The sequence below is a fragment of the Mariprofundus aestuarium genome (assembly GCF_002795805.1).
Taxonomy (GTDB): Bacteria; Pseudomonadota; Zetaproteobacteria; order Mariprofundales; family Mariprofundaceae; genus Mariprofundus; species Mariprofundus aestuarium.
On the sequence record NZ_CP018799.1, the window covers coordinates 479050 to 491208 of the forward strand.

The 12159-nt window shown below is 51.2% G+C and carries 15 protein-coding genes; 6 read left to right on the forward strand and 9 right to left on the reverse strand.

Going from position 1 to position 12159, the window contains the following annotated elements:
* Positions 1–55 precede the first annotated feature (55 nt).
* The gene (locus tag Ga0123461_RS02455) at positions 56–532 is read right to left on the reverse strand and encodes an FKBP-type peptidyl-prolyl cis-trans isomerase (RefSeq protein WP_100276885.1); all 477 of its coding nucleotides are present in this window, start codon (positions 530–532) and stop codon (positions 56–58) included.
* 8 nt (positions 533–540) lie between these two features.
* A complete protein-coding gene (locus Ga0123461_RS12755) occupies positions 541–957 on the reverse strand; it encodes an FmdB family zinc ribbon protein (RefSeq protein ID WP_335645318.1) in 417 nt (138 codons plus the stop codon).
* Here Ga0123461_RS12755 and Ga0123461_RS02465 point away from each other — a divergent pair.
* The gene (locus Ga0123461_RS02465) at positions 894–3002 is read left to right on the forward strand and encodes a hybrid sensor histidine kinase/response regulator (protein ID WP_100276887.1); all 2109 of its coding nucleotides are present in this window, start codon (positions 894–896) and stop codon (positions 3000–3002) included. The two genes, Ga0123461_RS12755 and Ga0123461_RS02465, sit on opposite strands and share 64 nt — an antisense overlap.
* Here Ga0123461_RS02465 and Ga0123461_RS02470 read toward each other — a convergent pair.
* The 6 genes from Ga0123461_RS02470 to Ga0123461_RS02495 all read right to left on the reverse strand — a co-directional run bounded on the left by Ga0123461_RS02470 (position 2999) and on the right by Ga0123461_RS02495 (position 7801).
* Complete coding sequence (locus Ga0123461_RS02470; protein ID WP_100276888.1) at positions 2999–3637, reverse strand: CDGSH iron-sulfur domain-containing protein; 639 nt, start codon at positions 3635–3637, stop codon at positions 2999–3001. The two genes, Ga0123461_RS02465 and Ga0123461_RS02470, sit on opposite strands and share 4 nt — an antisense overlap.
* A 16-nt stretch (positions 3638–3653) precedes the next feature.
* A complete protein-coding gene (locus Ga0123461_RS02475; protein WP_100276889.1) occupies positions 3654–4373 on the reverse strand; it encodes a pirin family protein in 720 nt (239 codons plus the stop codon).
* Positions 4370–5326 carry a glutathione S-transferase family protein gene (locus Ga0123461_RS02480; protein WP_100276890.1) on the reverse strand — a complete coding sequence of 319 codons (957 nt, stop codon included), beginning with the start codon at positions 5324–5326 and terminating at the stop codon, positions 4370–4372. Before Ga0123461_RS02480 ends, Ga0123461_RS02475 begins: the two co-directional genes overlap by 4 nt.
* Positions 5326–6399: an alkene reductase gene (locus Ga0123461_RS02485; RefSeq protein ID WP_100276891.1), complete on the reverse strand. Its 1074-nt coding sequence runs from the start codon at positions 6397–6399 to the stop codon at positions 5326–5328. The genes Ga0123461_RS02480 and Ga0123461_RS02485 overlap by 1 nt, the downstream gene beginning before the upstream one ends.
* 254 nt (positions 6400–6653) lie before the next feature.
* Positions 6654–7238, reverse strand: a complete 585-nt coding sequence (locus Ga0123461_RS02490) for a YceI family protein (protein WP_100276892.1) — start codon at positions 7236–7238, stop codon at positions 6654–6656.
* Positions 7239–7252: 14 nt separating this feature from the next.
* The gene (locus Ga0123461_RS02495; protein ID WP_100276893.1) at positions 7253–7801 is read right to left on the reverse strand and encodes a cytochrome b; all 549 of its coding nucleotides are present in this window, start codon (positions 7799–7801) and stop codon (positions 7253–7255) included.
* A 114-nt stretch (positions 7802–7915) separates the two neighbouring features.
* Here Ga0123461_RS02495 and Ga0123461_RS02500 point away from each other — a divergent pair, with 114 nt between their 5' ends.
* On the forward strand, positions 7916–8794 hold the full coding sequence (locus tag Ga0123461_RS02500) for a LysR family transcriptional regulator (RefSeq protein WP_100276894.1): 879 nt from the start codon (positions 7916–7918) through the stop codon (positions 8792–8794).
* A 62-nt stretch (positions 8795–8856) separates the two neighbouring features.
* Here Ga0123461_RS02500 and Ga0123461_RS02505 read toward each other — a convergent pair whose 3' ends face one another.
* On the reverse strand, positions 8857–10389 hold the full coding sequence (locus tag Ga0123461_RS02505; protein ID WP_100276895.1) for a methyl-accepting chemotaxis protein: 1533 nt from the start codon (positions 10387–10389) through the stop codon (positions 8857–8859).
* A 72-nt stretch (positions 10390–10461) separates the two neighbouring features.
* Here Ga0123461_RS02505 and Ga0123461_RS02510 point away from each other — a divergent pair, with 72 nt between their 5' ends.
* The 4 genes from Ga0123461_RS02510 (at position 10462) to atpE (ending at position 12146) form a co-directional block, all read left to right on the forward strand.
* Complete coding sequence (locus Ga0123461_RS02510; RefSeq protein WP_100276896.1) at positions 10462–10797, forward strand: hypothetical protein; 336 nt, start codon at positions 10462–10464, stop codon at positions 10795–10797.
* A 134-nt stretch (positions 10798–10931) separates the two neighbouring features.
* The gene (locus tag Ga0123461_RS02515) at positions 10932–11174 is read left to right on the forward strand and encodes an AtpZ/AtpI family protein (RefSeq protein WP_100276897.1); all 243 of its coding nucleotides are present in this window, start codon (positions 10932–10934) and stop codon (positions 11172–11174) included.
* Positions 11171–11908: a F0F1 ATP synthase subunit A gene (locus Ga0123461_RS02520; RefSeq protein ID WP_100276898.1), complete on the forward strand. Its 738-nt coding sequence runs from the start codon at positions 11171–11173 to the stop codon at positions 11906–11908. The genes Ga0123461_RS02515 and Ga0123461_RS02520 overlap by 4 nt, the downstream gene beginning before the upstream one ends.
* A 10-nt stretch (positions 11909–11918) precedes the next feature.
* The gene (atpE, locus tag Ga0123461_RS02525) at positions 11919–12146 is read left to right on the forward strand and encodes an ATP synthase F0 subunit C (protein ID WP_100276899.1); all 228 of its coding nucleotides are present in this window, start codon (positions 11919–11921) and stop codon (positions 12144–12146) included.
* The last annotated feature ends 13 nt before the right edge of the window (positions 12147–12159 follow it).

The window sequence follows — 12159 nt, forward strand, 5'->3', positions numbered from 1 at the left end:
CAGTAACTATCAAAAAATAGTTCTCAGCGTATTTCCATACATTTTCCTGATTTCTTCAGTGTACCAGTAGGAGTTCAACCTCGAAAATCAGGGTTTCTCTCGGGCCGATGGCATCGCCCGCACCGCGAGCGCCGTAGGCCAGTTGCTCGGGGATAAAGAGCTGCCATTTTGCGCCCACCTTCATCAGTTGCAGTGCTTCGGTCCAACCGGGGATCACCTTGTTGGTCTGAAAGATCATCGGTTTGCCACGAGCATAAGAGCTGTCGAACTCGCGCCCTTCGATTGTAGTGCCGCGGTAGTCCACGGTAACGTAATCTTTCAGTGCAGGTGATTTACCCGTTCCTGCTCGCAGAATCTTGTACTGCAGGCCACTGGCCAGAGCTACAACGCCTTCCTGTGTAGCATTGTGCTGCAGAAATGCGGCTCCTTTTGCGGCGTTGTCAGCAGCAAGCTGGTGGTTGTAGGCCTTCGGCGGTTCCGACGAGCAGCCAATAAGAAGCAGGGTCAATAATAGTGCGAATAACTTTTTCATGTTTAATCCTAGTTTAATCCCGGACAACAGCCACCGGAGCCACAGGCGGGAGCCGGTGAGCAGGGGGCAGTTCCGCAGGCTGTATCGGGCGAGCCTTTGGTGACGGAGTGGGCCGAGATCAGCTTTTTTAAGTTTGTGCTGCTGCAGTGTTTGCAGGTCACGGTTTCGGAGCTGTTGCGTACCAGTGTTTCAAATTGCAGCTGACAATCACCACATCGAAATTCGTAAATAGGCATGGGTCTCTCCTTGGGGGGTAATCCTACATGCTTGAAGGAATGAGTGAAGCGTATACCCGCAAGAGAGTATGCCGCTTGTGTTGCAGTTGCTTGCTGGAGTGCTGAAAGGAGGCTAGAAAGCAGAGATGAACGTTGTGATGGAGAGAGGGGGTTTGTCGATATTTGATGATCGACGAAAAGTCCTGGCATTAGTACATCTGGTAACCGGCTGCACGCTGGTGTTCTTCATCGCCGTTCATCTCTTCGAACAGTGCTGTTATAGCCTCTCTCTGGTTCAAGCAGGGGCGGCTATACTGATGCTGGTTAACTGGGTCCGGATTCGCAATGATGCAGATCTCTCCGTCATCGAAAATAGTCTGATGCTTGGCGCTCTAATTGTTTTCTCCGCCCTGTTTGCCTTTGAGAGCCTTGAGGATACGGGCATCTACTGGGTCGCGGGTTACCCGTTTGTCGCCTACTTCGTGCATCCGGCAACAAAAGCCAGGTACTGGGTTGGCGCTTATGTGGCTGTGCTGATTGCTGTTGATGGGCTTGTGGCTGCAGGACTGTTTGAGCTGTCATATTCAACCACCCAGATTCTCTGCCTTATCTCCGTAGTGTTTGTTTTCGGGGCGCTGGCCCATATCTACAAATCGCAGCTCGAACTTCGCCAGCAACAGCTGGCTGAGGCCAACATACGACTGGAGCAGCAACAGAAGCATATGCAGACAATTCTCGATCATTCACCGGTCGGTATCTGGATGGTGGACTCCAATCGCCGGTTCCTGTTCGTAAACAGGGTCTGGTCTGAATGGTTTGGCTTTTCGGAGAAGCAGGCCCGGCAGGTGGAAGACTACACCCTGCTAATCCCCGAAGCGTTGGCAGCGAAATGGCAGGCATCTGATCAGGCGTGTTTGGCTTCGGATGAGCCCTATCTTCTCAGGGATGAGGTCTCCTGTACTGACGGCGTGGTAAGAACCTTTGATGCGATCAAAGTAAAGGTATCGGGAAGCAGTGGCGAGGTACTTGGCATTGTCGGCTTTGCTATCGATGTCAGTGATAAATTAAGAGCAGAAGAGGAGCAGCGGGATCTGGAGAGGCAAGTGCAGCATTCGCAGCGACTGGAGTCGCTTGGCGTGATGGCCGGTGGCGTGGCGCATGATTTCAATAATCTGCTGACGGCCATTCAGGGCAGTCTCGAACTGGCAAAGCTGGAGGAGGGTGTAAGCGAATCGATGCAGGAGTCACTTTCATGTATTGATTCAGCGGCGCATGCAGCTACCGAACTTTGCCGTCAGATGCTTACCTACTCCGGTAAGGGGGTGTTGAAAACTGAGCCCATCAATCTCCGAGACCTGATTGAGGATATGCACTCACTGTTCGAAATCTCAGTCGGTAAGCAGATCACTCTGGATTATAATTTTGATCAGACTCCCAGTGTGGTTCAAGGTGATAGAAGCCAGATCAGCCAGGTGCTGCTGAACCTAGTGATCAATGCCGCTGAAGCCATAGGTAGTGATGAAAAGCAGGGTAAGATATCGATGTCGCTCACCCATCGTGACCTGGATGCGGGAAATCAGAAACTTGCGTCAGGTTTTGAACTTCAATCCGGCTGTTATGTTGTGATGACAGTAGAAGATAATGGTGCCGGCATGGATGGTGACATCATCGAACATATGTTCGATCCTTTCTTTACAACCAAGTTTACAGGACGTGGGCTGGGTTTAAGTGCCATCATGGGAATATTACGTACGCATCAAGCTGGAATCGAGGTGCAGAGCACGCCCGGTGTTGGCACCTCGATGACTATCTGGATTCCCTGCCATCGCGATGAAACGCTTGTTTCTGAGGATGAGAAGGCGCCCAAGGGTGCGCCGGTGAAGGGTGCCAAGGTTCTGGTAGTCGACGATGAAGTGGCTGTGGCGGCAGTAGCTAAAAGAATGCTGGAGAAGTTGGGCCAGCAAGTTGTCTTGGCCTCAAATGGCCGCGAGGCAGTAGAGATCTTTTCGCATGAGGAAGATTTCGACTGGGTATTGCTGGATGTGACCATGCCTGAGATGGATGGAGTGGAGTGCCTGAAGGCCTTGCGTAAAGTTGATCCCGCTGTCTATGTCACGATGTCATCCGGTTACGATGCGGAAAATGCATTGAATGGATCCGGTGATTGCCATCCGAATGGTTTCCTTAGTAAACCCTACAGCTTTGCTGCCTTGCGAGCAGTGGTTGAAAATGCAGAGGCAGCTCGAAGCGATTAATCGCTGCTAAAACCAACTGCAGCATGGCTGCCATCGCAGTAGGGTTTGTTTTTCGAGGAACCACATCTGCACAGCGCACTTTTTCCGCACACCCTTGCCGTGTTCCCTCCTGCATCACAAATCGCATGCGGGCCGACCAGGTAGAGCGGTCCATCCTTTAGTGTTTTGATATCCAGAGTGCCTGACTCCGGATTCTCATCCGGATTAAATGGTTGCACATGACCAGCATCGCTGAACCCTCCATCGGTATGAGAGCCGTCACACCAGGGCTTGGTTTTGGATGCGCCGCATCTGCACAGGGTGGCGCGCGGGGAGGCCTGCGCTTCGCCGTTGATTGTAAAATCGGCATGGACGGATAACGGGCCATCGGCCTCAGCAGTTACCCTGTTCACAGCAGGAACCGTTTCGTTAGCTCCAAGTTTCTTTTCATAACGAAGGGCGCCGGAAGGGCAGGTCTCGATCAGGCTGGCCAGAGTATCGGCATTGCATGCATCAGGGTTGATCCACGGCCCCTTTATATTCGCCCTGAAGACGTCGGGCAGGCCGTGCACACATTTTCCTGAGTGAATACAGCGAATTGCATCAAAATAGACAGTTATTTCCTTGCCTTCGTATTTCTGAACGTTATTACTCATGTCAAACTCCTTAAGTCTAGTCGACAAATGGGCCGTGCTGGTGGATCGGCTCACGGTGCGCTCTGCCAAAGCACCACATCAGTCTTGCACCCTGTTCACTCTTCAATTCAAGCCGTTGCTCATCCTCTGCAAATGCAGCCTGGCCGGTTACAAGCTGGGTGTTATTTGCTGTGAGCTTGCCTGCCACAGCATAGATGAAGCCGCGCAAATCGGAAGGGATGTTATGCCTGAGCAGGCTTCCCGGCTGCAGCTGGATATCGAGATACTCCATCTCGGTGTGTAGATGTAACGGTGATCCCTCTCCAACGATGGTGCGCACCTTGACGCCATCTATGCAGCGTTCGTGAATCTCCTTGCCCTGCAACTGCTGGTAGCCTGGATCAATTGACTTCAGCTGCCTGGGAAGGTTGATCCATAATTGGATGCCGTGGGCGCGACCATCCGGAAATTCGGAGTGCACCAGCCCGCGCCCGGCAGTGAATCGTTGGGCCCCACCACCATGAATGGTGCCGCTGTTTCCTAGGTTGTCGGTATGTTTCATGCCGCCGTCAAAGAGGTAGGTGATCGCCTCGAAACCGCGATGCGGGTGGTCGGGAAAACCGCCGCCGCTGATATCGAAGTGGTCCCAGAGCACGAAAGGATCAAAGTTACGCAGCCCCGCCAGTGGCATCAGCCTTTTGACGGTAACGCCATCACCTTCAGGTACGCTGGTGGATTGAACAATGGTTATGCTCATGATGAAAACCTCGCTCTGTCATGTGGGAGACCGAAATCAAGCGCTGGCCCTTTGGGAACAATGCGGGTTGGGTTAATGCTTTCGTGACTGTAGTAGTAGTGCTCTTTGATGTGTTCGAAATCCACTGTCTCAGCGATGCCCGGCTGCTGGTAGAGATCGCGCAGGTAACCCGTGAGATTGGGCATGTCGGCGATACGGTTGCGATTGCATTTGAAATGGCCGACATAGACGGCATCAAAGCGAATCAGCGTGGTGAAGAGTCGCCAGTCAGCTTCGGTGATGCGGTTTCCCACTAGATAGCGCTGCTCTGAAAGCATCCCTTCGACCTTGTCGAGTGCAGCGAAGAGGTTGTCGAATGCCTCCTCATACGCCTGCTGTAGCGTGGCGAAGCCGCATTTATAGACGCCATTGTTGATGCCGGGATATACAAAGGCATTGATCAGATCAATCTCTGAATGCAGTGCTTCAGGGTAGTAGTCATCGCTATTGCCGGTCAGCCCATTAAAGGCGGAGTTGAAGATGCGGATAATCTCTGCTGACTCATTACAGACGATGCGCTCCTCTTTTTTGTCCCAGAGAATCGGCACGGTCACACGCCCTGTATAATGAGGGTCGGCTTTGCCATAGAGCTGATGGGCATGGGTAAAACCGTAGAGCGGTTCTGGTTCTGAAAACTGCCAGCCCTGATCCAGCATATGTGGTTGTACGACAGTGACCGGAATGATCTCCTCCAAGCCTTTGAGTTTACGGAATATAAGCGCTCTATGCGCCCACGGGCAGGCCAGTGAGACATAGAGGTGATATCGGTCTGCCTCTACCTTTAGTTCATATTTGCCAGTTTCATTGGAGGTTGAGGGGCAGTGAAATTTCGAAGGTGCACGATGAAACTTACCATCCTTTGCTGCCCATTTGCCGTCATCAGTTTCCCAGACGCCATGAATCATCATGCCCATCAGGTGATCTCTAACATTGGATAATCGGTGTAGCCGTGCTCATCTCCTCCGTAAAAGGTGGACTGATCCGCTTGATTCAGAGGTGCACTGCGACGAAATCGTTCAGGCAGGTCCGGGTTGGCCAGGAAGGGGATGCCGAAGGCTACCAAATCAGCAGCTCCGGAGGTGACCTTCTGTTCAGCACGGGCGTGGTCATAACCGCCATTGGCAATATAGATGCCATCATAGCGCTCGCGTAGTTGGCCGGTGTCGAAGTCAGAGCTGGCTTCACCTGTCATGCTTACCTCTACAACATGCAGAAAGGCTAGTCCTAAACTGCTGAGTTTTGCGCTTACGTAATTGAAGGTGGCCTGAGGATCTGAATCTGACATATCGTTGAACGCATTAATTGGAGAGATGCGAACACCAACCCTGTGATGGCCAATTTCGTTGCCAACGGCTGCCACAACCTCCAGTAGTAGTCGGGCACGGTTTTCCAGTGAACCTCCGTAACGATCCGTGCGCTGGTTGCTGCCATCGCGGATGAACTGATCGATCAGGTAGCCGTTTGCGGCATGGATCTCAACACCATCAAACCCGGCTTCTTTGGCGCAGGCCGCAGCATGGCGATAACTCTCGACGATGTCGGGAATCTCGGAGGTCTCCAGAGCCCGTGGCTCGACAAAGGCTTTCATGCCTTCATAGGTGATTGCCTCACCCGCAGGCCTGATAGCCGAGGGGGCAACAGGCAACTCACCACCATGGAAATCGGGATGGGAGATGCGGCCGCAGTGCCAGAGCTGCACGAAGATGTGGCCGCCTTTGGCATGTACGGCTTCGGTAACCTGCTTCCAGCCGGTGACCTGCTCAGCGTTAAAGATGCCCGGTGTGGCCGGGTAACCCACTGCCTGTTCGGAAATTTGCGCGCCCTCAGTGACAATCAGCCCGGCTCCGGCGCGTTGGGCGTAATATTCGGCCATCATGGTATTGGCTACGGTGTCTGGAGCTCTGTTTCGGGTCATAGGCGCCATCACCATGCGGTTGCTCAGTCTCTGGCCACCCAGTTCTATGCTGGAAAATAGTTCGTTGCTCATTCTTTCTCCTTTATGTCTACCAAGATTCATTCCACGAGGTGAATGCAATCTCAGGGCATAGGTTTTCTTTTACGATCCGCTGTTTCAAAGGCGTGGGGGCTCCAGTGCCCGGAGATAATGGCATGAATATCCGTCTCAATGTTAGCTCGATATTGACTCATGGAATCTCCTGAAAACTGGATGTATAATGACCGCTTGCACGCCGGGAGGAGAGGGGATCAAGGAGTTCTCCCGGCGTGCATTCTTTGGTCGCTTTACTGGCGAACACCTTCAATAGAAAAGAACAGCTCTACGTTTTCAGCAACCGGGCCGAGCATGCCGGCTTTGGTCATGTTGTAGTCGGAGAGGTGCAGCGTGGTGGTGCCTTCAAAGCCGCGACGGAAACCGCCCCATGGGTCTTTACCGGCACCGATCTGTTTCACATCAAATGCGATCGCTTTGGTGATGCCGCGCAGGGTGAAGTTGCCTTTCAATACAGCTGTGCCGTTTCCTTTGTTTTCAAAGCTTGTGCTGGTGAAGCTGGCTTTCGGGAATTTGGCGACATCAAAAAAGTCAGCACTGCGCAGATGTTTATCACGCTCAGCGTGGTTGGAATCGATACTTGCCACGTCGATATCGACCGTGACGCTGTTATTGGCCGGTTTAGCCTCATCATAGCTGTATGAGCCGTTGAATGTGTTGAAGTTGCCGATCAGCCAGCTGTAACCCAGATGTTTAACCTTAAACTGGATAAAGGCGTGCTGTCCTTTGATATCAAAGGCGTAGTTTTCAGTGGCCTGTGCAGAGGTGGTAATACCAAGTGCCAGAATCAGTGATGTTAACAGGTGTTTCATTTTCATTAGTTATTCTCCTTTTAGTTTTTCTTGTTGATGCCAAGCATGCGTAACAGGGTGTTATCTTTGTCAATAAAGTGGTGTTTCAGGGCAGCGCCTGCATGGGCTGCAGCGAGTCCAATTACAGCCCAGGTGATGTACAGGTGAATCAGACCGATCAGATCAGCCTGCTCTTTGGTGAACGAGAAGCTGGCTGGCACAGTGAACCATCCGAATACGCTAATGCCTACACCTTCTGCAGTAGGGATCAGGTAGCCGGTGATGGTGATGGCAAACAGCAGCAGATAGTGGCTACGGTGTACCAGCAGAGCTACGAACCGCTCCCATGCTTCACCCATCAGATTCGGACGTTTGTTGCTTAATCGCCAGATGAATCGGAAGATGAGCAGGAAGAGTAGCAGCATGCCCACTGCTTTGTGGATATAGGGTGCATCGTGATACCAGCTGTCATAATAGTTCAGCTCCACCATCCACAGTCCGAGTCCGAACATGGCGAAGATGGCAATAGCCATAGACCAGTGCATAAGGATGGCAATTAGGCCGTATGATGTGGATGAGTTGCGTAACACGGTTTATTGACCTCCTTCGTTGTTTTGACAGGGGGAATTATTGCGAGCCACATGATTTAAAAAAAGCATAATAAATTGATAGACTTGATTGTATTATCGAATCATTATGCCAGTATGACACTGGATCAGTTGCGCGCCTTGTGCGCTGTCGTGGAGAAGGGGGGCTTTCATGCCGCCTCTCAATCACTCTTTCGTAGCCAGTCGGCGATCAGTATTGCCATCAAGAATCTGGAGCAGGAGCTCGGCATCTCTCTGTTTGACCGCAAAGATTATCGACCTGCATTGACCCCGGAAGGGCAGGTTCTCTACGGTAAAGCCAAAAGCATACTCTCCCGAAGTGAAGAGCTCTCCAGCATCGCCAAGCATTTTGCCCAAGGTGAGGAGACAGAGGTTTCTATTGCCCTTGGTGCCATCGCGCCTGTTGAGGAGGTGTTATCTGTGATTCGACAGGTTTCTGAATCAGCTCCTGCCACGCGCATGAGCTTGCAGATCGAGAATATGGGTGGCACGCTGGAGCGGCTGTTGGAGAAAGATGTGGATTTCGCTATTGCTGAACGCTTTATGCCGGTTCCGCACACCGAAGAGGTGCGCCTGACCTCGACGGAGATGGTTAGTGTCATCGGTGCCGATTTCCCTTTGGCGACTCACTGTCCTGCCATTACCGTTGCCGACTTGGAGCAGTGTGTTCAGGTGGTGGTTCGCGATACCAGTCGCAATCAGCCTAAGCAGACGGCAGGTGTACTGGAAGGTGCCAACCAGTGGCTGGTCAATGATTTCGATATGAAGAAGCGCATGATTCTCTCCGGTGCAGGCTGGGGGCGCATGCCACGCCACCGCGTTTTCGAAGAGTTGGCTGACGGTCGCCTGCTTGCTCTAGCCGGCAAAGGGCTCGACCCGCTACGGATTGATATCTACCTCTTTCGTCGTGCTAATGAGCCGATGGGCCCCATCGGCGAACGCCTCTGGCAGCTACTCCAGAAGTGTGAATATTAACCTCGCTGCTGAATGGCAGTTTTCGGTTATTCGCGGGTACGTAATCAAACAAGGCGCTTTCATTAATGTACGCGAGATCGCAGGTCGTCGGTTCTTTGCATCATGGATGAAGCAATTCCCTTTGCCTGTTCGGAAGCAGCCTCGGTTTCACCTGATAATCGCGACATATCGGATACGACGGCCTGCATGTTCTGCATGCATGAGTTTGCCTGCTGAGCACTCACAGAAATCTCACGTGTAGCACAGGCCTGCTCATCCATAGCTCCTGCCACTTGCTGGCTATGTTCATTCATTTTAGTGATGATTTGGCTAATGCTCACAATGGCTTGAGCAGCGTTTTCACTGTCGGACTGTATGGCCTTTATCTGCTCACTGATCTCATCCGTGGCACTGTGAGTCTGATGGGCCAATTCCTTTACTTCATTAGCAACTACTGCGAAACCTCGACCGGCTTCTCCTGCCCTAGATGCCTCGATCGTAGCATTCAGTGCCAGAAGATTGGTCTGTCGGGCAATTGTATTAATGGTATCAACCACCGAGCTGATATCTGTGATAGCTGTGGCCAGCTTTCCCACTAGGGCATTGGAGCTGTCTGCTTCTTTTACAGCTTGTTCGGAGACTCTCAGCGTTGCTTCGGTTTGGACAGACACTTCCTTAATAGATGCGTTCATCTCTTCTATCGCTGCTGCTGTGCTCTGAACATGTTCCGTGCCTTCATTGACACCGCTGGATATATTCTGCGTCGCCTCCGTCAGGCTGTGAGCCACACTCATCAGGCTTTCAGAAGAGTCATTCATCTCCACTGACTCTCTGGAGATATTATCAACCAATCCGCCGACCTCAAAGGCCTCAAACTGAAGGCGCGACTGGAGCGTTTTGATGCGATCCATGATGAGGCCAAGCTCATCATCCCGCTCTTTAGTCACATTCATATCGTAGTTACTTTCAATGATACCGAGTAATCCTTCATCAATACGTCGTAAGGCAGTTGCACTCGAGCGCACAGTGAATATAGACGCCAGGATTGCCGTTATTAACAGCCCCGCTGTTGCTCCCTGTACCCATGCATACTCGGCAAAAGGCAAGCCGAGCAAGGCAAGAAAACAGGCGCCACCTATAAATGACTGCCGATGGGTCAATTTAATGCGTTTGCGCCAGGGGAAGTGCAATGAGGAAGGGAGGGTTACCTCGCCCTTCCATACTTTCTTGTAAATATCGCCAAGGGTCTCGATCTCACTCCGGGTTGGTTCCGTCCGGATCGAGATATAACCGGAAATTTCACCATCCTTGTATTCCGGTGAGGCATCGGCCTTTACCCAGTAATAGTCTCCATTTTTAGCCCTGTTCTTCACAAAACCTGTCCATGGCCTTCCTGCTTGGATTGTCTCCCAGAGGTCGGCAAACGCAGATGGAGGCATATCCGGGTGGCGCACCAGATTGTGCGCTTGACCGATCAGCTCTTCGCGGGAGTAACCACTGATATCAACAAAGGCCTGATTTACATATGTGATCCGGCCCTTGAGATCAGTCTTGGATGCCACAATCCTGCTATCCAATGAGATTTCATGGTCCGTAACCGGCAGGTTCTTTTTCATCGAGACTCACTCCTTGTTGAGTTAAAACCTCTGGGTCTGCCTGTAGGTCAATGCACAAGCAGGGATGTTACAATGGGTGGCGGTATTATGGAGATCTTATACGTGATTCTCACGGCACTCTGGTGCCGTAAATATCAGGACAATTCCTTTGCTCTGAATCCATATCAAGAGACAGATCAACGACCATCATCCATGGTCTCCTTTACAAGCAACCGTATTTATTCATCATCAGAGTCCCTCTTCCCCAGAGATAGCCTATTTATCGGCGAGATATATAAATACTTTAACGAAAATAATGACGATTTATGGGTGTCCGGAAAAATAACTTTAACAGCCCAATTTCTAGGCGTTACTGAAGGCTGTTTTATTCATAGAGAACCTCCTTTAAACACTCTGGTAGACGCCTGAGTGGTGGTCTTACAGTTTGCGCTATCCTTGATCCTGCAAGCTCAAGACCTCGCCAAGAATATTGTGCAGGAATCAGAATCTGTGCCGTTACCGCTTCGAAGCGATTTGTGTTAAACTATGAGTGAGGAATAGATATGCCCAAGCTGAAACATGAAGAGCAGCATCACGGCCATCAGTGGGGGTTACGGGTGGGCACGGAGATTGTCGCTTCGACGATGATCGGACTCGGTATTGGTTTCTTTTTAGATCGCTGGCTTGATACACGCCCGGTATTCCTTATTGTGTTTGCTATCTTTGGTTTGGCCGCAGGCTTCCTCAATCTCTACCAATTGATGGTCGTTGATCTGCAGAAGAAAAAAGAGCCTGACAAATCATGAGTTTGGATATGAGCGGGCCACTGGAGCATTTCAAGGTGATCATCTATCACGATCTTCACCTTGGCCCTCTTGATGTCTCAATCTCCAATACCGCCCTGTTTATGTGGCTTGCCGTTATCCTGATTATTGTGGCGCTGCATCTGATGCTGCTGCGCCCGAAAATTGTGCCTGGAGTGGGGCAGTTACTGGTTGAGATGCTTTACGGGTTTGTTGCCCGACAGACGCGGTTGAATATCCACGGAGAGGGTGAGAAATATGTTCCGCTGATGTTTACCCTTTTCACTTTTATTCTCAGCTGCAACCTTGTTGGACTTATTCCCGGGGCATTTACCCCAACCTCACAACTGGCGGTTACCGGGACACTTGCTGTCGGTATCTTCCTGTTTGCTGTTGGGCTTCGTTTTTACAGGCATGGCTGGGGGTTCTTCCATGCCTTTGCACCTCAAGGTGTGCCGAAAATCATGTTGCCGTTGATGGTTCCGATTGAACTTCTCTCATTTCTTGCCCGGCCTGTCACGCTGGCTCTGCGACTGTTTGCAAACATGACGGCTGGGCATATGGCACTTGGTGTACTTGCCGTTTTAGGGCTTGCCGCCCCCTGGTTTTTACAATGGCTTCCATTGGGTTTTACTGTGGTGCAAATTGCACTGGAGATGATTATTGCCTTTATTCAGGCCTATATTTTTGTAGTGTTATCATGTGTTTATATTGATGATGCTTTAGTCGATCACTAAGGAGAGACGTATGGATGCAGCAGCAATGATTCCAATTGGTATGGGTTTAGCAGCACTCGGCATGGCGGGTGCTGCAGTTGGTATCGGCATGATCTTCAGTAAAATGATTGAGGCGGTTGCTCGGCAGCCTGAGGCTGAGCCGACACTCGCCAAGTATGCATGGATCGGTTTTGCACTGGTTGAGACGATTGCGCTCTATGCTCTTGTCATCGCATTCATTATCATGGGGCAAGGATAGGAACTTAGGAGAA

Bases quoted from the DNA above. Each gene is read 5' to 3' on its own strand.
- Ga0123461_RS02455 (WP_100276885.1), bottom strand. From the start codon at position 532: ATGAAAAAGTTATTCGCACTATTATTGACCCTGCTTCTTATTGGCTGC.
- Ga0123461_RS02465 (WP_100276887.1), top strand. From the start codon at position 894: ATGAACGTTGTGATGGAGAGAGGGGGTTTGTCGATATTTGATGATCGA.
- Ga0123461_RS12755 (WP_335645318.1), bottom strand. From the start codon at position 957: ATGCCAGGACTTTTCGTCGATCATCAAATATCGACAAACCCCCTCTCT.
- Ga0123461_RS02470 (WP_100276888.1), bottom strand. From the start codon at position 3,637: ATGAGTAATAACGTTCAGAAATACGAAGGCAAGGAAATAACTGTCTAT.
- Ga0123461_RS02475 (WP_100276889.1), bottom strand. From the start codon at position 4,373: ATGAGCATAACCATTGTTCAATCCACCAGCGTACCTGAAGGTGATGGC.
- Ga0123461_RS02480 (WP_100276890.1), bottom strand. From the start codon at position 5,326: ATGGGCATGATGATTCATGGCGTCTGGGAAACTGATGACGGCAAATGG.
- Ga0123461_RS02485 (WP_100276891.1), bottom strand. From the start codon at position 6,399: ATGAGCAACGAACTATTTTCCAGCATAGAACTGGGTGGCCAGAGACTG.
- Ga0123461_RS02490 (WP_100276892.1), bottom strand. From the start codon at position 7,238: ATGAAAATGAAACACCTGTTAACATCACTGATTCTGGCACTTGGTATT.
- Ga0123461_RS02500 (WP_100276894.1), top strand. From the start codon at position 7,916: ATGACACTGGATCAGTTGCGCGCCTTGTGCGCTGTCGTGGAGAAGGGG.
- Ga0123461_RS02505 (WP_100276895.1), bottom strand. From the start codon at position 10,389: ATGAAAAAGAACCTGCCGGTTACGGACCATGAAATCTCATTGGATAGC.
- Ga0123461_RS02510 (WP_100276896.1), top strand. From the start codon at position 10,462: ATGGGTGGCGGTATTATGGAGATCTTATACGTGATTCTCACGGCACTC.
- Ga0123461_RS02515 (WP_100276897.1), top strand. From the start codon at position 10,932: ATGCCCAAGCTGAAACATGAAGAGCAGCATCACGGCCATCAGTGGGGG.
- Ga0123461_RS02520 (WP_100276898.1), top strand. From the start codon at position 11,171: ATGAGTTTGGATATGAGCGGGCCACTGGAGCATTTCAAGGTGATCATC.
- atpE (WP_100276899.1), top strand. From the start codon at position 11,919: ATGGATGCAGCAGCAATGATTCCAATTGGTATGGGTTTAGCAGCACTC.